The sequence below is a fragment of the Streptomyces sp. NPDC048142 genome (genome assembly GCF_043202835.1).
Lineage (GTDB): Bacteria > Actinomycetota > Actinomycetes > Streptomycetales > Streptomycetaceae > Streptomyces.
Genome location: NZ_JBIDBC010000011.1, coordinates 195593 through 212560 on the forward strand (window position 1 = coordinate 195593; position 16968 = coordinate 212560).

At 68.7% G+C, this 16968-nt stretch carries 15 protein-coding genes and 1 tRNA gene; 13 read left to right on the forward strand and 3 right to left on the reverse strand.

Annotated features, from left to right (window positions below; translation table 11 throughout):
• Window positions 1-849 precede the first annotated feature (849 nt).
• From ACGF2Y_RS17155 to ACGF2Y_RS17180, 6 genes are all read left to right on the forward strand, one after another.
• Window positions 850-2067, forward strand: a complete 1218-nt coding sequence (locus ACGF2Y_RS17155; RefSeq protein ID WP_392947691.1) for a helix-turn-helix domain-containing protein — start codon at window positions 850-852, stop codon at window positions 2065-2067.
• Between the two features lie 10 nt (window positions 2068-2077).
• On the forward strand, window positions 2078-2683 hold the full coding sequence (gene orn, locus ACGF2Y_RS17160) for an oligoribonuclease (protein ID WP_392947694.1): 606 nt from the start codon (window positions 2078-2080) through the stop codon (window positions 2681-2683).
• Between the two features lie 120 nt (window positions 2684-2803).
• Window positions 2804-2876: transfer RNA gene (locus ACGF2Y_RS17165), tRNA-His, on the forward strand.
• A gap of 220 nt (window positions 2877-3096) precedes the next feature.
• Window positions 3097-4248, forward strand: coding sequence for a tyrosine-type recombinase/integrase (locus ACGF2Y_RS17170; RefSeq protein WP_392947696.1), 1152 nt, complete (start codon window positions 3097-3099; stop codon window positions 4246-4248).
• A 1120-nt stretch (window positions 4249-5368) separates the two neighbouring features.
• The gene (locus tag ACGF2Y_RS17175; protein WP_392947698.1) at window positions 5369-6004 is read left to right on the forward strand and encodes a transposase; all 636 of its coding nucleotides are present in this window, start codon (window positions 5369-5371) and stop codon (window positions 6002-6004) included.
• A 538-nt stretch (window positions 6005-6542) separates the two neighbouring features.
• Window positions 6543-7382, forward strand: coding sequence for a helix-turn-helix transcriptional regulator (locus ACGF2Y_RS17180; RefSeq protein WP_096624651.1), 840 nt, complete (start codon window positions 6543-6545; stop codon window positions 7380-7382).
• A 1187-nt stretch (window positions 7383-8569) separates the two neighbouring features.
• Here ACGF2Y_RS17180 and ACGF2Y_RS17185 read toward each other — a convergent pair.
• Window positions 8570-8845 (reverse strand): hypothetical protein, encoded by a 276-nt coding sequence (locus ACGF2Y_RS17185; RefSeq protein ID WP_392947701.1) that lies wholly within the window; start codon window positions 8843-8845, stop codon window positions 8570-8572.
• Window positions 8846-9051: 206 nt separating this feature from the next.
• Between ACGF2Y_RS17185 and ACGF2Y_RS17190 the strand changes: the two genes are divergently transcribed.
• The 7 genes from ACGF2Y_RS17190 (at window position 9052) to ACGF2Y_RS17220 (ending at window position 14957) form a co-directional block, all read left to right on the forward strand.
• The gene (locus ACGF2Y_RS17190) at window positions 9052-9525 is read left to right on the forward strand and encodes a MauE/DoxX family redox-associated membrane protein (RefSeq protein WP_392947704.1); all 474 of its coding nucleotides are present in this window, start codon (window positions 9052-9054) and stop codon (window positions 9523-9525) included.
• Complete coding sequence (locus ACGF2Y_RS17195) at window positions 9522-11114, forward strand: radical SAM protein (RefSeq protein ID WP_392947707.1); 1593 nt, start codon at window positions 9522-9524, stop codon at window positions 11112-11114. The genes ACGF2Y_RS17190 and ACGF2Y_RS17195 overlap by 4 nt, the downstream gene beginning before the upstream one ends.
• Window positions 11115-11126: 12 nt before the next feature.
• Window positions 11127-11936, forward strand: a complete 810-nt coding sequence (locus tag ACGF2Y_RS17200) for a class I SAM-dependent methyltransferase (protein ID WP_392947710.1) — start codon at window positions 11127-11129, stop codon at window positions 11934-11936.
• Window positions 11937-12019: 83 nt separating this feature from the next.
• Window positions 12020-12502 carry a hypothetical protein gene (locus tag ACGF2Y_RS17205; RefSeq protein WP_392947712.1) on the forward strand — a complete coding sequence of 161 codons (483 nt, stop codon included), beginning with the start codon at window positions 12020-12022 and terminating at the stop codon, window positions 12500-12502.
• A 188-nt stretch (window positions 12503-12690) separates the two neighbouring features.
• A complete protein-coding gene (locus tag ACGF2Y_RS17210) occupies window positions 12691-13410 on the forward strand; it encodes a Crp/Fnr family transcriptional regulator (RefSeq protein ID WP_392947715.1) in 720 nt (239 codons plus the stop codon).
• A 269-nt stretch (window positions 13411-13679) separates the two neighbouring features.
• Window positions 13680-14087, forward strand: coding sequence for a redoxin domain-containing protein (locus ACGF2Y_RS17215; protein ID WP_392947718.1), 408 nt, complete (start codon window positions 13680-13682; stop codon window positions 14085-14087).
• Window positions 14088-14093: 6 nt separating this feature from the next.
• Window positions 14094-14957, forward strand: a complete 864-nt coding sequence (locus ACGF2Y_RS17220) for a cytochrome c biogenesis CcdA family protein (protein WP_392947720.1) — start codon at window positions 14094-14096, stop codon at window positions 14955-14957.
• Between the two features lie 211 nt (window positions 14958-15168).
• Here ACGF2Y_RS17220 and ACGF2Y_RS17225 read toward each other — a convergent pair whose 3' ends face one another.
• Both ACGF2Y_RS17225 and ACGF2Y_RS17230 read right to left on the reverse strand, forming a co-directional pair.
• Window positions 15169-15855 (reverse strand): hypothetical protein, encoded by a 687-nt coding sequence (locus ACGF2Y_RS17225; protein WP_392947723.1) that lies wholly within the window; start codon window positions 15853-15855, stop codon window positions 15169-15171.
• A gap of 72 nt (window positions 15856-15927) precedes the next feature.
• On the reverse strand, window positions 15928-16770 hold the full coding sequence (locus ACGF2Y_RS17230; RefSeq protein ID WP_096624631.1) for a hypothetical protein: 843 nt from the start codon (window positions 16768-16770) through the stop codon (window positions 15928-15930).
• Window positions 16771-16968 lie beyond the last annotated feature (198 nt).

Genomic DNA, 16968 nt, shown 5'->3' on the forward strand with positions numbered 1-16968 from the left:
CGGGATGGCAATGCCGGTTGCGTGGTACACGGGCCTCGGAGGGGTCGAACACTGTCGCCCGTCCTGTTTTTCGTGACGGCCGCGCGACGGCCGGCGACCGTCGCGCAGACCGCCGGTGAGGCCCGCACCCGGCCTCCGTTGGCCACCCTGCCACCGGGCCCGCACCCCGCGGAGTGACGCCGCGCCGAACCCGGCGCGCCCCCCGCCCGAAGTGAGCCCGGCGACGGCGCCCGGACCGGCGGACGACACGGTCCGGCGGGCCGCCGCCGGTCGGCCGCCCGAACCTGCGGTTCTCGTGTCCCACGGCACATCGGTCGGTCCTGCGGCCCCGTGGAACCCCGGCACCGGCCGTGCCACGACGGCCCGCCGCAAGCCCCCGCGGCGAGCCCGACGGGCCATGGAGCACGGTTTCGAGGGAGCGCACCGGCGCGGCTGTCACACGGTGGTTGTGCGCCCGGCGTGACCGGATACAGCACACACAACCGATGATTTTCAGCCAACTTCGCCCGGGTGCCGAATCCTTCGCCGGATGGCCGGACACCCCACCGCCCACCAGGCAGGAACGGACCGCGCGGTACGCTTTCACCCGACGCGGACGGGCCACGTTGTCGAAGGGCACTTCCCTGTGCGCTTCGCGAGTGGAACGCTTCGTGATCGAACGCTTCACGCCACGTTTCCTTATCGACATTGAGCTGGTGGGGGAAGGTGTCACGGCGGGACCACGCAACGCAGTAGATTCGATCTTGGAAATCGGAGACTGGGGACACGTGCGACACCGAGGGGAAACGTGCAGGAGCGACAGGCCCGTAAGGACCAGGGAGACGCGAACACCAAGGGGGGCTTAGCGTCATGAGCCAGGACTCCGCCGCCGCGACGGAGGCCGCACGCAAGCTGACCGGGCGGCGACGCCGGGAAGTCGTTGCCGTGCTGCTGTTCAGCGGCGGCCCTATCTTCGAGAGCTCCATCCCGCTCTCCGTTTTCGGAATCGACCGGCAGGACGCGGGAGTTCCCCGCTACCGCCTGCTGGTCTGCGGCGGCGAGGAAGGGCCGTTGCGCACCACCGGTGGGCTCGAACTCACCGCGCCGTACGGCCTGGAGGCGATCAGCAGAGCCGGCACCGTGGTGGTGCCCGCCTGGCGGTCGATCACCTCGCCGCCGCCCGCCGAGGCACTGGACGCGCTGCGCCGCGCCCACGAGGAGGGCGCCCGCATCGTCGGTCTGTGCACGGGAGCCTTCGTACTCGCGGCCGCCGGCCTGCTGGACGGCCGGCCGGCCACCACACACTGGATGTACGCACCGACGCTGGCCAAGCGCTATCCGTCGGTGCACGTCGATCCGCGCGAGCTGTTCGTGGACGACGGTGATGTGCTCACCTCCGCCGGCACGGCCGCCGGCATCGATCTCTGCCTCCATATAGTGCGCACCGACCACGGCACGGAGGCCGCCGGGGCACTCGCCCGCCGGCTCGTCGTGCCGCCGCGGCGCAGTGGCGGGCAGGAGCGCTACCTGGACAGGTCCCTGCCGGAGGAGATCGGGTCCGACCCGCTCGCCGAGGTCGTGTCCTGGGCCCTGGAGCATCTGCACGAGCAGTTCGACGTGGAGACGCTCGCCGCGCGCGCCTATATGAGCAGACGGACCTTCGACCGCAGGTTCCGTTCGCTCACCGGCAGCGCACCGCTGCAGTGGCTGATCACCCAGCGGGTGCTGCAGGCGCAGCGGCTGCTGGAGACCTCCGACTATTCGGTCGACGAGGTCGCCGGCCGCTGCGGCTTCCGCTCCCCGGTCGCGCTGCGCGGGCACTTCCGCCGCCAGCTCGGCTCGTCCCCCGCCGCGTACCGGGCCGCCTATCGGTCCCGCCGTCCGCACGGGGTGGCGGAGAGCGCCGCGACGGTGGTCGAGACGATGGTGCCCAGCCAGGGGCCGTCGTCCGGGCGCCGGGGCTCGCCCGTGTCCGCCGCGGCCGTCGCCGTGGCGGCGTCGGTGGGGTCCGGGGAGCACTCCCTGCCAGGTCCTGACGCGTACGTTCCCGGACGCCCGGCCCTGCCGGGACAGCGGAGTGCCCCGTAGGGTGGGGCGCATGAACGACCGCATGGTGTGGATCGACTGCGAGATGACCGGGCTCTCGTTGACGGACGACGCACTCATCGAGGTGGCCGCCCTGGTCACCGACTCGGAGCTGAACGTGCTCGGTGAAGGGGTGGACATCGTGATCCGCCCGCCGGACGCGGCCCTGGAGACCATGCCCGAGGTGGTGCGGCAGATGCACACCGCCTCGGGTCTCCTCGACGAGCTGGCCGGGGGCACCACCCTGGCGGACGCCGAGGAGCGGGTCCTGACCTATGTCCGTGAGCATGTGAAGGAGCCCGGCAAGGCCCCGCTCTGCGGAAACTCGGTCGGTACCGACCGCGGGTTCCTGGCTCGGGACATGCGGGAGCTGGAGGGCTACCTCCACTACCGGATCGTGGACGTGTCCTCGGTCAAGGAGCTGGCCCGGCGCTGGTATCCCCGGGCGTACTTCAACAGCCCGGACAAGAACGGCAACCACCGGGCGCTGGCGGACATCCGTGACTCCATCACGGAGCTCCGCTACTACCGGGAGGCGGTCTTCGTGCCGCAGCCCGGCCCGGACTCGGAGCGCGCCAAGGAGATCGCGGCGCGCTCGGCGGCTCCGGCCGCACCGTAGGAACCCGCTGGTCACGGGCGCGGAAGCGCCCGTGGACCGGCCCCGGGGAACGGGGGCGCGAGCACCCTCCCGGACCCTGTACACTTTTTCTCGGCCGGTCGGAAACGACCGGGCGACATGGTGGGTATAGCTCAGCTGGCAGAGCACCTGGTTGTGGTCCAGGATGTCGCGGGTTCAAGTCCCGTTACTCACCCTTGAAGGAGAAGCCCCTGACCTGCGGAAACGCAGGGCAGGGGCTTCTTCGTGTTCCGGGCTGGCCAAACCGCGGCCAAACGCGGCCGGATTTTCGACCTAACGTGCGCCCCATGGCAACGATCAGGAAGCGGGTCCGCAAGGACGGAACGGCGAGTTACCAGGTCCGCTGGCTCCAGGGAGGGCGGGGCGGCACCTGGGAAGCCGAAAGGTTCGAGGACGTGGAGCAGGCCGACGCGTTCAAGAAGCTCGTCGACGCCCACAAGCAGCAGTGGCCCTACGGGTGGGTCCCCGGCCAGGGCTTCGTCGAGCCCGAGCAAAACCCTGACGACGTGCTCCTGACCGACTGGGCCCGGCGCTACGTCGACCGGCTCACCGGTATCGATCCGCGGACCCGGGACGACTACCGGCGCGAGGTGGACCGGCACATCTCCCTCATGGTGCACACCAACCGATCGGGATTGGTGATGCCGGCCACGATCGGGAACATCACCGCTGACGACGTCCAGGACTGGGTTCGGCTTCAGGAAGCAGGCCAGCCGGACACGAAGGCAGGGCGGTGGGTCCGTCGACCGGCCTCGCCGAAGTCCACAGCCAATCGCCACGGCCTGCTGTGGTGCATCGTGCAAGCGGCGATCGATGCCGATCCCCCGCTGCGCACCAAGAACTGCTGTGCGAACACCCGCCTTCCGCGCGTGGACGACGGGACGTCCGAGGAGATGGTTTTTCTGGAGCAGGAGGAGTACCAACTCCTCCGCAAGCACCTCCCCGACCCAGCGGCGCGAGACCTCGCCGACTGGTTGATCGGTACAGGCATGCGTTGGGGCGAGGCTACGGCCCTCCAGGTACAAGATCTTCGACTTGGCGGCCCCGTACCGACAGCCAACGTCCAGAGGGCCTGGAAGAGGTCCCCCAGGGGCGCGCAGAGCTCCTTCTTCCTCGGGCCCCCCAAGACCAAGAAGGCGCGCCGTTTGGTCGCTCTTGCCCCGACGCAGGTGGACCTCGCGCAGAAGCTGACGCATGGAATGCCATCGGAGGCCTTCGTCTTCCGCACGCCGACGGGCAAAGCGTGGAGGCATGCCAACTTCTACAACCGGAAATGGATACCCGCCGTCGCTGCCGCGATGGAGACCGGCCTCCCCCGCCAACCTCGGATTCACGACCTACGGCACACCCATGTTGCCTGGCTGGTGGCTGCGAACATCCCTCTGCCGGCCATCCAGGCCCGGCTGGGCCACGAGTCGATCCAGACGACGATCGACCGCTACGGGCACCTGGTCAGGGCACTCGACTCGGACATCAGTGCCGCCGTACAGGCGGCCATGGGAGGCCAGCCGCCGTCTGATCGCGGCCTGCGGTTGGTCGGCGCTTGAGCGACACCCGGGAGCCCTTCAAGGACCTACGCATTACGAGACCGTGAGCGATCATGTTGCGTGGTGCCTGACCGTGCTACTGAGTGACGTCCTGCCTGATCAGAGCAGGTGCGGCTGATTGGTCTGTGCTCGCTCGTATCACGTCGTCCAAAGGCGTCCGGCCACCGACTGGCCACCGAGAGGCGCGCCGATGACGGCAACAAGGAGCGCCACGCGAGTTGTAGAGCTTCCACAATGCCTCGTACGGCCAGGGATCCGTCCTCCAGTCCGCCCGGGACGGTTCACGGTGACGCGGGGGACCGCCAGGTCAGTGGCTGTGGCCGTCTTCGTTCCCGGATTCCGCAGCGTCGCCCCCTGTTGCCGTCGAGGTGTTCGCCTTCGGGGATTCTGCGGGGAAGGACGCGCCGCCCGGCCGGTCTTCCTCTTGTGGCGCGTGCTCTTCGGGCTCCGGTTCAGAGCCGCCGCCGTGGCTGTGGCCGCCTGCGCCAGGTTGTTCGGACAGGGCAGACGCCAGTTGGCGCAGCCCCACGAAGCTGACAAGCACGACCACGAGGACGGAGAGGCCAGCCAGGCCGGGGACTGTCAAACGAGCGGCTCTGTCTCACATCCGGTGGTGACGGACGGTAGTGATGGCGATGGATGGACCCTGTATCACGGAGTCGCAGGTCCGGACGTTGCAGCGATCGTTGACGGAATCGGCCGGCCTGCGCGGCAGCAGCCGATGCGAGCCCGACGTACCGGGGCTGGCATCCCGCTGCAGCACCGTCCGATCCAAAGACATCAAGGCCAGAACGCCAACCGCACTCTCTGCAACGAAACTCACCGTCCGTTACCACCGGATGTGAGACAGAGCCGAACGTTTTATAGGTGGGCGAGATTGGCTGCGCTGATCACCTCGGGTACGGGAAAATGGGGTCGGACGTCCCGGTCAGCCGATGGGCCTGCGATGCTGGCAAGCTCGTTTTACAGGATGGCGATGGGGGCCGGCCAGGGGACCACGGATTGTTGCCAGGGCGGTATTTGTCTGCCGCCTGGAGCACGCGTGTCAGATTCCGCCACTTCCTTGGCCCCTCCGGGACGCCCGCCGCACACGGATGTATCGGGCGGGAGGGAGAACAGGATGGCCCGGCTCCAGGATTCCAAGGACGAGGTATTCCATCTACGGTCCGCCGGCGTGGACCTCGGCAAACGGTTCCTGCTTGCATGCGTACGGACGCCGAGTACGAAACGGGCCGGCAGCTGGTCCCTGGAGACCGAACGGTTCGGTACCACGACGGCTGAAGTCCGGCGCTTGCTGGCCTGGCTGCTGGAGCGGCGGGTCGAGGTGGTGGTGATGGAGGCGACCTCGGACTACTGGCGTCCGGTCTACTACCTGCTGCAGCCGCATCTGAATCTGATGCTGGTCAACCCGGCCCACCTCAAAGGGATTCGGGGCCGCAAGACCGATCCCAGCGACGCGGCCCGATCCGCCCGGAGAGCCCCAGGCCCATACCGGGATCGTTGTGGGCCGTCGCGGACACGCGTCTTCGCCCTCAGCCCCGGGAACGACATGGCGGTGCGCCCACAAGCCTTCGCTGACGTGCGAAGTGCCGGTCCGCACCCGCTCATGCACTCCACGAACCGTGCGCAGCACGGCAAGCCCAGGCCGACCGCGTCCGGCGACCGTCTCCACCACCCGGTCCTCGAGTGTGCGGGGGATGGCGGGGCATGGACCCGGCATCGCCGCGACGATCAGAAGCCCGGAGCGGTCATCTGATCGCTGATGGCAATCACCCCTTCGGGCGCCCGAGCGGGGCACTGCCGCGACGAACGACAGGCATGACCGATCTCACAGCACCGCAACAATGCGCACACCCTTGGCTCTCTCGAAGTTTCAGGGCGCAACATCACGCAATCACGTAGCGATGGGCTCTGCGCGACGGATCACGCTCAGACCGTCAGCAGTCACCTGACCACTTGGAGGACCAATGGCGCTTCATTTGCTGTGCAAGGACCCGGAGAGCCCGAACAATGGCAGTCCGACCTTGTACTATGACGACGTCTCCGACAGCTACCTGCTCCAGTCCTGGAAGGTGGTCGACGCAGCCAGGCTGGCGTCCATCACAGTCCCCGACCACGAGACCGTCGTCGAGTTCCCCAAGAGGCTCCTGCCACTCTTCCCCAAGCCGGGGACGGAGTCGCACGTCCACGCAATCCCAAGAGCCGACATACAGTCATAAACTGTTGCATATGGTGCGTTTGGTGCTGTGCGGGCTGTTCCACGGCTTCGTGCTCAGGACTGCACACTGGGCCGCATGCCTACCTCATCCAGCATCACCGAAGCCCGTCTAGCGCTTGGTCAGCGTCTACGCCGACTGCGCGAGGACAACGGGCTCACGGCAGCGGAGTTAGCACGCAGGTGTGGGTGGGACCGGGCGAAGTGCAGCCGGATTGAGAACGGCCGGGCTCCAGCGTCGCCCGAGACGATCCGGGCCTGGGCGCAGGCATGCAGAGCCGAGTCCGAGGCAGAGGACCTCATTGAAGCGGCCCGCAGCATCGAGGTCATGTACGTCGAGTGGCGGTCGATGGAAGGCAGAGGGCTGCGGCCGGCACAAGATCTGGTACGGCCGTTGTGGGCAAGGACGAAAGACTTCAAGTCCTACTCGCAGAACTTGATTCCCGGTCCGCTGCAGACCGAGGAATACACCCGGACCGTCCTCACAGCCATCCGTGAACGCCGTCGACTCACCGACGACGTCGAGGAGGCCGTGGCCTCTCGGGTGGAAAAGCAGAAGGTGCTGAACGACCCGGCCAAGAAGTTCGCCTTCGTCCTGGAGGAGACCGTCCTCTACAGACGGGTCGGGCAGCCGGGCGTGATGGCCGAGCAACTCGGCCATCTCGTCAAGGCCGCAGTCCTGCCCAACGTGCTCATCGGCATCATCCCGCGCACCACCGACCGCACTCTCATGCCGCCCGTCGAAGACTTCTGGATCTTCGATGAGCGGCAGGTCAACGTGGAACTCGTCTCCGCTTACCTGACGGTAAAGCAGAAGCATGAGGTCAATCTCTACCTCGATGACTTCAGACGCCTGACCGAACTGGCCGTGCACGGCGGCCCCGTCTTCAACCTCATCGCCGACGCTCTGCGCTTCTGAACGCCGAATCGGTGGGGCCCGACCGTGCCGGGCCCTGCCGGCTCCCGGCAGAAGGCAGAAGCCCCATGGAATCACAGCACCACCGCCCGAGGCCCACCATGCCAAGAGCCGAGGACGACACCCTTCATCCCTACGCCCGACGACGCACCGCCAACGTGCTCGCCGTCGTGGTAGCGGGCTTGGCCTCCATCGTCCTGGTGGCGTCTGGATCCCTCACCACAACCACACCACGGGTTCCCCGAGAAGACCCGGCGGCAGGCGCCTACCGACAGTTTCTGGACGACGTTCCCAACTCCCGCCCCAGCGGCGAAGTCGTGGTGGACTCCGGAACCTCGAAAGCAGGTCTCCCCGTTTCCTTACAGGTGCCACCTGGAACGGCCCCCCGGACCCGCCGCATCATCTACCGCTGCCACGCTCAGGGCTCGGCCGCCCCCACCGGATACACCGCCGAGGGAACCCGGCACCGCTTTCCTCATACCCCGTGCGGCCCCACAATGGCCTCCCTCGACCCCGCCGGGTACACGACCGTCATTCTCAGCATCAGCGACGACCAGGCCATCGTGCTATGGGCGATCGCAACGACCCAGGACAAGTCGTGAGCCTCCCTCAAGGTTGTCCGGCCTCAGCTTGACTCTGACGGAGACTGCCCGGAGAACGGTGGATCTGGCGGACAGAGACAGCCATACGCTGCCGCTGACCAGCGGAGATCACTGTTCGTAGAGATTACTTCCACCGTTTTCCGGGCACTCTCGGCACTGACCGCCGCAGGAGCGCCGATGGCTGCGCTCGGCGAACTCCTGGACGAGGTCGCCTCCCACGGCCACCAGGACCTGGATGCCGCAGTCGGGCGAGCTTGCCAGCCTGCCGGTGTCCGCCGAGGGCTTGGCCGCCCAGCTCCTTCATCCCGCTCCAGGACCGCGATCGTACGCCGTGTACCGGCCAGCGCGGCCAGGGGCACCGCCACGGAGTCGGGGGTGGCGTCGAACGCGTCGTTCACGACCCTCAGGCCGTCGGGCCGGGCCGGCACCCGCATGCGGCTCTTCGAGCCAGAAGGACAACACGTACAGAACTCCCTCTGGTGCAGCGTCCCCGGCAGCACGACTCAGCGCCACCGGCCAGGTCTCCTCAAAGCGGGGGATCCCCAGCGTGTCCCGCGCTGACCATGCCGAGGTCCTGCCTCCAGGGCTTCATCCGGCCGCACATTCGGCACGCCGCCCTCGTTGCCGGGACCAGCGCCAGACGCCGACGACCACATCGGCGGCGAACAGGACGATCGCGATGATCAGCAGGTAGCCCAGCTTGGCGACCGTGGCATCGATGATCCCCAGGACGAACGCGGCGATGATCAGAAGCAGGAAGGCAACCATGCCGCGAACCTCCCATCGGGCCGAACCCTGGACTGCCGACGACGCGCGGCGCCGCTCCTCACCGGGCCTGCCAACCAGACCGGCGCTGTTGCGCACACCCTTGATTCTGCCTCGCACGGCGCGGCTACGCCCCTGGGAGCCGCCAGGGCTCTCCCGACAGTTCGCGGCCTGCCCTCCTACGACGGCGCCCGCAGCCCTCGGACGAGGAGCAGCCCGGTCCGTTCGGCAGGATTCGGTAGCTGCCCGGCTACGGTGAGCGCCGCTCCATACCTGGGGCCGCTTTCACCCGTAGCGTGGTGGGCATGGTGCTGCGACTGGTGCTGGGAACCCTCTACGCGGCGATGGCAGCCGGGCAGCTCGCCTCCTTCGACGCCATGCCCGGCATTCTCGGCTCGTACGGGCTGGTGGACGGCCCTGCTGCGACCGCGCTCACCGTGCTGCTGATCGCGGGAGAGCTGACGTGTGCAGCGTGGTTCCTGGCCCGGCCGCGCTCGACGGCCATCGCCCCGGTGTGGGTGTTCACCGGCGTGTCCGTGATCTGGAGCGCGCTGGCGGTACAGGCGTTCGCCCGGGGCCTGGTGGTCGAGAACTGCGGCTGCTTCGGCGTCTACCTGTCCCAGCGGCTCTCCTGGTTCGTGCTGGCGCAGGACGCACTCCTCCTGCTGTACGCGGCCCTGCTCCTGCGCGGTGCCCGCCGCGCCAGACCGGCACCAGCGATCACCGCTCACCACAGTGGCGACGCAGCACACTACGCAGGGAAGGGACCCACCCGATGACGGCGGACGAGGGCACGCAGCCCGTACAGCAAGAAGCGGTCCCGCAGGCCGGGCCCCGGGCCAAACGGGACCGGGACGAGGTGTTCGTGGAGTTCACCAAGTCGATCTGCCCCCTGTGCAAGACACCCGTCGACGCCCAGGTCAACATCCGCGACAACAAGGTGTACCTGCGCAAACGATGCCGCGAGCACGGCGAGTTCGAGGCCCTCGTCTACGGGGACGCGGAGGAGTACCTGTCCTCCGCCCGGTTCAACAAACCCGGCACGATCCCGCTGGTCTTCCAGACAGAGGTGAAGGACGGCTGCCCGCTCGACTGCGGGCTGTGCCCGGAGCACAAGCAGCACGCCTGCCTGGGAATCATCGAAGTCAACACCGGCTGCAACCTGGACTGCCCCATCTGCTTCGCCGACTCCGGCCACCAGAGCGACGGCTACTCCATCACGCACGAGCAGTGCGAGCGGATGCTCGATGCCTTCGTCGCCTCCGAGGGCGAGGCGGAGGTGGTGATGTTCTCCGGCGGCGAGCCCACCATCCACAAGCACATCCTCGACTTCATCGACCTCGCCCAGGCCCGCCCCATCAAGAACGTCAACCTCAACACCAACGGCATCCGCCTCGCCACCGACAAGACGTTCGTCGCCGAACTCGGCAAACGCAACCAGACCCCGGGCAAGTCGGTGAACATCTACCTCCAGTTCGACGGCTTCGACGAGCGCACACACCTGGAGATCCGGGGCCGGGACCTGCGCACGTTCAAACAGAAGGCGCTGGACAACTGCGCCGAGGCCGGGCTGACCGTCACCCTGGTCGCCGCCGTCGAGCGCGGCCTGAACGAGCACGAGCTCGGCGACATCGTCGAGTACGGCATCGATCACCCGGCCGTCCGGTCGGTGGCCTTCCAGCCCGTCACCCACTCCGGCCGGCACGTGGCCTTCGACCCGCTGAACCGGCTCACCAACCCCGACGTCATCAAGCTCATCAACGCCCAACGCCCGCAGTGGTTCGCCAAGGGCGACTTCTTCCCCGTCCCCTGCTGCTTCCCCACCTGCCGCTCCATCACCTACCTCCTCGTGGACGGCGAACCGGGCAACCGCACGATCGTGCCGATCCCGAGGCTGCTGAACGTCGAGGACTACCTCGACTACGTCACCAACCGCGTCATGCCCGACGCCGGTATCCGCGAGGCCCTGGAGAAGCTGTGGTCCGCCTCCGCGTTCATGGGAACCGCCACCACCGAGGAGAAGCTGCGGGCCACCGCCGAGGCCCTGAACTGCGCGGAAACGTGCGGCATCGACCTTCCCGAGACCGTGAAGCAGCTGAACGACAAGGCATTCATGATCGTCGTGCAGGACTTCCAGGACCCCTACACCCTCAACGTCAAACAGCTGATGAAGTGCTGCGTCGAGGAGATCACCCCCGACGGCCGCCTCATCCCCTTCTGCGCCTACAACTCCGTCGGCTACCGCGAACAGGTCCGCGCCCAGATGTCCGGCGTCCCCGTCGCCCAGGTAGCCCCCAATGCCCTGCCCCTCGCCGACCGGCTCACCACCACCCCCTACGGCTCAAAGACGACCCGCACCGAGGACTGAGGAGGCCCGGCCGTGAACCGTGAGGAGATCAAAGCGTGCTGCGCGGACGCCTACGCGATGGACATCGTCGCGATGCTGCTCGGCGACTCCTACCATCCCGGCGGCACCGCACTGACCCGCCGCCTCGCCGACCGCCTCGCCCTCGCCCCCGGCATGCGGGTCCTGGACGTGGCCTCAGGCCGCGGCACCACTGCGCTCCTGCTCGCCGACGCCTACCAGGTGCGAGCCGACGGTGTCGACTACTCGCCCGCCAACACCGCCCTCGCCCAGGGCGCCGCCGAGGCGGCCGGCCTGGCCGAGAGGGCCGTCTTCACCACCGGCGACGCCGAGCACCTGCCCTACGACGACGGCATCTTCGACGCGGTGGTGAGCGAGTGCGCCCTGTGCACCTTCCCGGACAAAGCGCGGGCCGCAGCCGAGTTCGCCCGCGTCCTGCGGCCCGGAGGCCGGGTCGGCATCACCGACGTCACCGCCACACCCGGCCGCCTGCCGCCTGAGCTGTCCACGCTCGGCGCGCGCATCGCCTGCATCGCCGACGCCCGCCCTATTCAGGCGTACGCCGAGATCCTGGCCGCCGCCGGTCTGCGCATCCTGGTCACCGAGCGGCATGACGAGGCGATGCTCCGCATGATCGACCAGATCCAGGCCCGCCTCAGCCTGCTGCGCATCACCGCCCCCGACCGCCTGGCCGACGCCGGCGTGGACCTGGACGCCGCCCCGGCCGTGCTGGACGCGGCCCGCACAGCCGTCACCGACGGCGTCCTCGGCTACGCCCTGCTGACCGCCGTGAAACCATCCGGCGGTCTACCCACGGGTACGTAACCGCGCTCACATACCCGCGCTGTCCACGGCTTCTAGCGTCAGCGACAAGTAGGACGTGTTGCCGATCGAGGAGGACGATCATCATGGCCACCACCGTGCAGGCATCGTCGAGGATGGCCGCGATCCCCGTACACGCGATGTGGGGTGCCGCGGCCGGGCTGGTAGGCGGCGTCGGGATGGGCATCTGGATGTCGGTGTCCCGGCCGACGATGGACACCGCGATGATCACCATGGTCGCGGGTCTCCTCGGCTCCACGAACGCCTTCGCCGGCTGGCTGATCCACCTCTCGATCGCCACCTTCGCGGGCATCACCTTCGGCGTGGTGCTGGGCCAGTTCGCCCAGCGCCTGGCCCCCGCCGTCGTCCTGGGCCTGCTCTACGGCGCCGCGTGGTGGGTGCTGGGCGCGCTGTGGATCATGCCCGCCAACATGGGCATGCCGGTATTCCAGTGGAACGACGTCACCGCCTCCAGCCTCGGCGCCCACCTCGTCTTCGGCCTGCTCGCCGGAGCGACGTTCGCGGGCATCGCCCAGGCCATGGGCAAGCGCACCGGCCCGGCCCGATGAACCCCAAGGCTCCCACGCCGGCCTCCCCCGCCGCCGCCCCTGCGCCGGGCGCGGCGCCGCGCCGCATGCCCGGCGACAGTCGTGCGGTGCCCTACTGTCTGCTCAGCAGCGCCGAGGCGCTGGCCAGCCCGGTGTGGGGTGCCGCGCCTCCGCCGTGGGCGCCGGGACGACGCGAGGAGACACACCACATGGACCACACCGCGACCGGCGACGAGGAAGCGGAGCGGACCTGGTGCCTGGCCGAGGTCGACATCTTCTGCGACCTGTCCGAGTCGGAGATGGAAGCCATCGCCGCCGCGGCACCGATGAAGACCTACCAGGCGGGCGAGATCCTGTACTCGCCCAGCCAGCCCTCCGAGGTGCTGTTCATCCTCAAGAAGGGCCAGGTCCGCGTCTTCAGGGTCTCCGCCGACGGCCGCGCTCTGACGACCGCGATCATCTCCCCGGGCACCATCTTCGGCGAGATGGTCCTGCTCGGACAGCACATGTACGACAACTACGCCGAAGCCCTCGACGACACCATCGTGTGCGTGATGAGCCACGCGGACGTGCACCGGCTGCTGCTGACCGACGCCCGCATCGCCGCCCGCATCACCGCGATTCTCGGCCGGCGCCTCGCCGAACTGGAGCAACGGCTGTCCGACAGCGTGTTCAAGACCGTCGCCCAGCGCATCGCCACCACCCTGACCACCCTCACCAGTGCCCAGCCGGCCGCCGGACCGCTGCGGCCGGTCGGACGCCACCCGCAGATCGCCCTCACCCACGAACAGCTCGCCGCCCTCGCCGGCACGTCCCGCGAAACCTGCACCAAGGTCCTGCACGACTACGCCGACCGCGGCCTGCTGCGCCTCGCCCGCGGTCGCATCACCGTCCTCGACCTCAACCAGCTCAAGGACGCCGCGGGCTGACGTCACCGAACCGTAAGACCACCACCCCCCACAAGGCAGGCACGCTGGATCTACAGTCACACTCATCCCGAGCACACAGGAGCCCTCCATGCGCGCCCGCACCGTCCTGCCCGCAGCCCTCGCCGCCGCCCTCATCACCCTGACGGGATGCGGATCCGGCAGCGGCTCCGACGACGCGGCAGCAGGCACCTCCCCCCTCGAACGCTTCGTCCCCGGCACAGCCGCCCGCCTCACCCGATGCGGGCGACAGCACAACCACCAAGCCCGCGGTGCCGCAGGCGCTGCAGTTCACCGCGACCACGGTGGATGGCAAGCCCTTCGACGCCGCAACGCTGGCGGGCAAGCCGACCGTGCTGTGGTTCTGGGCGCCCTGGTGCCCCAAGTGCAAGGCGCAGGCCGCCGAGACCGCGAAGGTGGCCGCCGACTACGAGGGCCGGGTCAACGTCGTCGGCGTCGCGGGGCTGGACAAGAACGCCGCCATGAAGGACTTCGTCGCCGACACCACGACCGGCGGATTCCCGCAGCTGTCGGACGAGAAGGGCGAGGTCTGGAAGCGGTTCGAGGTCACCGAGCAGAGCCGCTACGTCATCCTCGACAAGGACGGCAAGACCGTCTACGAGGGAGTCTTGCCCGGGGGCAAGGGACTGGCCGAGAAGGTCGCCGGACTGACCGGCTGAACCACGATGTCCGACCTCCCCCTCGCGCTCGCGCTCACCGCGGGCATCCTCGCCGCCGTCAACCCGTGCGGCTTCGCCCTGCTTCCCGCTTATCTCTCCCTGCTCGTCCTCGGCGACGACAGCCCCACCCGCGCCGTCGCCGTCGGCCGGGCCCTGACCGCGACCGCCTCGATCACCGTCGGCTTCGCCACCCTGTTCGGGATATTCGGCCTGGCGATCCAGCCCATCGCCGGACAGGTCCAGGAACACCTGCCCTGGTTCACCATCACCTTCGGCATCTTCATCGCCCTGGCCGGAGCCTGGCTGCTGGCCGGACGCCAGCTGCCCGCCCTGATGCCGAAAGTCCGACGGGCACCCAAGGTGACCCGCACCGTCCCCTCGATGGCCCTGTTCGGCATGGCCTACGCCACCGCCTCACTCGGCTGCACCATCGCCCCGTTCCTCGCCATCGTCGTCTCCGCCTTCCGCAGCGGCTCCACGGGCGAGGGAATCATCCTGTTCGCCGCGTACGCGGCCGGCATGGGACTGATCGTCGGCGTCGCGTCCCTGACCGTCGCCCTCACCCGCAGCACCGCCGTCGGCCACCTGCGCCGCGCCGGCGCACTCGCGCCCAGGATCGGCGGCGGACTCCTCCTCCTCGTCGGCGCGTACGTCGCCTACTACGGCTGGTACGAAATCCGCGTCCAGCGTGACCCCGCCACCACCGACCCCGTCATCGACGGAGCCGGCGCCGTCCAGCGCGTCCTCGCCGACACCCTCGATTCCGCCGGACCCGCCGTCATCGCCGGACTCCTTGCCGCCCTGCTCCTGACGGCCTGGGCGATCCGCCGCAGGCGGACACGCCGGCCCTCCCGTCCCGAGCAGGGCTGATTCATTGCGCGGTCCTGGCCGGCGCCGCACCTACCGGGGCAGCCGCCCGCCCCGCACACCGCACGCCGCAGGCGGCTGCCGTCAGGGATGCCGGTACCACGGGAGATGTCCGTGTAGGACAGTTCACGGCCCGCGTTGGGCCCGAGCCACAGCAGGACGTCGATGGCGTCCTGCTCCAGCTGGGAGGGAGTGTCTCTGTCGCGTTTGGGGCTCACCGGAGCTTCTTCTCGCTCTCGTCCAGGAACGCTTGCAGAGCGTCGTCGTTCAGCGCCGTGTAGGGGCCGGCGGCCAGGTCGCGGATGAAGGCGAGGGCAGCCTCCGACGCGGTGCACAGGTCAGTGATGGCCCGACTGCGGTCGCCGGTGAACTCCACCTGGTGACGCTGCAACAGCGACAAAGCCCGCAGCGTCGCGAGGCGGACCTCGGTCATCTCGGTGAAGACCTGGAGAGCCACGTCGGGTTCGGACTGTTCCCTCGACGTGATGCGGACCGCCCGCTCGGCTTCCTCGGCTTCCGCCTCCCGCACCTGATGACCTGGGGCTGCTTCTTCCACATCCTCCGCGCGGTCGCCTGCCTCGGCCGCCTGTCGGGCTGCTGCACGGTCTTCGAAGTCCGCCCGTGCTTCGCGCCGTTCGAACTCCGCCAACGCTTCCTGGGCGACGGCACGGGTATCCGCGTCGGCCAGGATCGCCGTCTTCAGAGCCTTCGGCCGCTGAGCCACATAGACAGGGGAGCCCGGCTTGATCCCGGCCCGCTCGGCTTCCTGCTCGATCGCCTGCCGTCGCTCGCCGTTGTTCATGCGGGTCTCGTAGCTGCGGTAGTAGCCGTGCTCGCCGAAGAACGGGGCCTCCTCCTCGTCCGGCAGGTCGACATGGACGCCGGGCGTGAGGTCGCTCACCGGCGGGACGATGCCGTCTGCGGCCGCCCGCTTCCAGGCTTCGTGAAAGGCAGTCTGCTGCGGACGGCTCCATCACACACCCACCAGATCGCGGGTCTCGGTCCGGTTGTCAGCGGCAGCCGACTGGTCGTCGAGGACCCTGACCCTGATCCACGTGGCGAGGACATCCAGGGTCCCCAGCGCTTCCTTGCAGGCGGCCCTCTGCTCGTTGGTGAAGGCCAGCGAGGCGGAAGGCGGGTAGCGGCTCATGAACGCGGCCCCCTGGTCACTGAGCCGCACCAGGTCCCGGGCCACGACCGCGGCCCTGTCGGGCTTCCCGCCACCGCACTCGGGACCGCGGGTCTCGCGGTCCCGGCGACGCTTTTGGTCCATGACCCGCTTCAGAGCGTTGTGCACCTCCGTCTTCTTCTCCACCAGGTCCCGGAGAGCCTGATCACGCTCCTGGGGTGCGAGGGAGGCGAGATAGTCCGCCAAGGATGTGTTGCTGGAGGGGTCCAACAAGTCCTGCAAGGCAGGACCGATGCCCAGCGCTCGGCGGTACCGGGGAGCGCTGATGCGGCCGGTCCCGGCCTCGCTCGTTTCGCGCAGCAGCCTGCGCAGGGTGCTGTAGTCCTCGTCGTACGGCTTGCCGGAGGGCGCCAGACGGGCCCCTTCGCGAAGCGCGCTGTAGCTGACATGGACGCCGCTGTCGGCCACGAGCCGCCGCACGGGCGGGGTGCACATGCGGGCGGTGTGCCGGTACTGCCGGGCCGTCTTGGGGCTCAGGCCGATCTCGTCGCAGTACCGGTCGAAAGCGCTGTCCTGGCCGCCCGGGGCCGTGACGGCCAGCAGCTTGTCGCCGATGACGAGGCGGTTCTCGCAGCCCTCGTTCATCAGCCGGCGGCCCTCGCGCACGTCCTGGTCTGTGTAGCTCATACGGATCTCATTGAACCGACATGATGAGCGCACAGAGTAATCGGGTGAATGCGTACCGTTTGATCTTCCAAGATGCCTTGCGCTGTGCCGTGTTGACGCTCACCGGCTCTGATCAGCGCGATTGGAACGTCAAGTCGGGCCGGGCTGCACCCGCGTCAGCGACGATGAGGAGGCCGCGGGGATCAATGTCGAGGTCGG

What these genes read in the sequence shown, in the direction of transcription:
- ACGF2Y_RS17155 (WP_392947691.1), top strand. Translation starts at nt 850, where the DNA reads ATGAGCCAGGACTCCGCCGCCGCGACGGAGGCCGCACGCAAGCTGACC.
- orn (WP_392947694.1), top strand. Translation starts at nt 2,078, where the DNA reads ATGAACGACCGCATGGTGTGGATCGACTGCGAGATGACCGGGCTCTCG.
- ACGF2Y_RS17175 (WP_392947698.1), top strand. Translation starts at nt 5,369, where the DNA reads ATGGCCCGGCTCCAGGATTCCAAGGACGAGGTATTCCATCTACGGTCC.
- ACGF2Y_RS17180 (WP_096624651.1), top strand. Translation starts at nt 6,543, where the DNA reads ATGCCTACCTCATCCAGCATCACCGAAGCCCGTCTAGCGCTTGGTCAG.
- ACGF2Y_RS17190 (WP_392947704.1), top strand. Translation starts at nt 9,052, where the DNA reads ATGGTGCTGCGACTGGTGCTGGGAACCCTCTACGCGGCGATGGCAGCC.
- ACGF2Y_RS17195 (WP_392947707.1), top strand. Translation starts at nt 9,522, where the DNA reads ATGACGGCGGACGAGGGCACGCAGCCCGTACAGCAAGAAGCGGTCCCG.
- ACGF2Y_RS17205 (WP_392947712.1), top strand. Translation starts at nt 12,020, where the DNA reads ATGGCCACCACCGTGCAGGCATCGTCGAGGATGGCCGCGATCCCCGTA.
- ACGF2Y_RS17210 (WP_392947715.1), top strand. Translation starts at nt 12,691, where the DNA reads ATGGACCACACCGCGACCGGCGACGAGGAAGCGGAGCGGACCTGGTGC.
- ACGF2Y_RS17220 (WP_392947720.1), top strand. Translation starts at nt 14,094, where the DNA reads ATGTCCGACCTCCCCCTCGCGCTCGCGCTCACCGCGGGCATCCTCGCC.
- ACGF2Y_RS17230 (WP_096624631.1), bottom strand. Translation starts at nt 16,770, where the DNA reads ATGAGCTACACAGACCAGGACGTGCGCGAGGGCCGCCGGCTGATGAAC.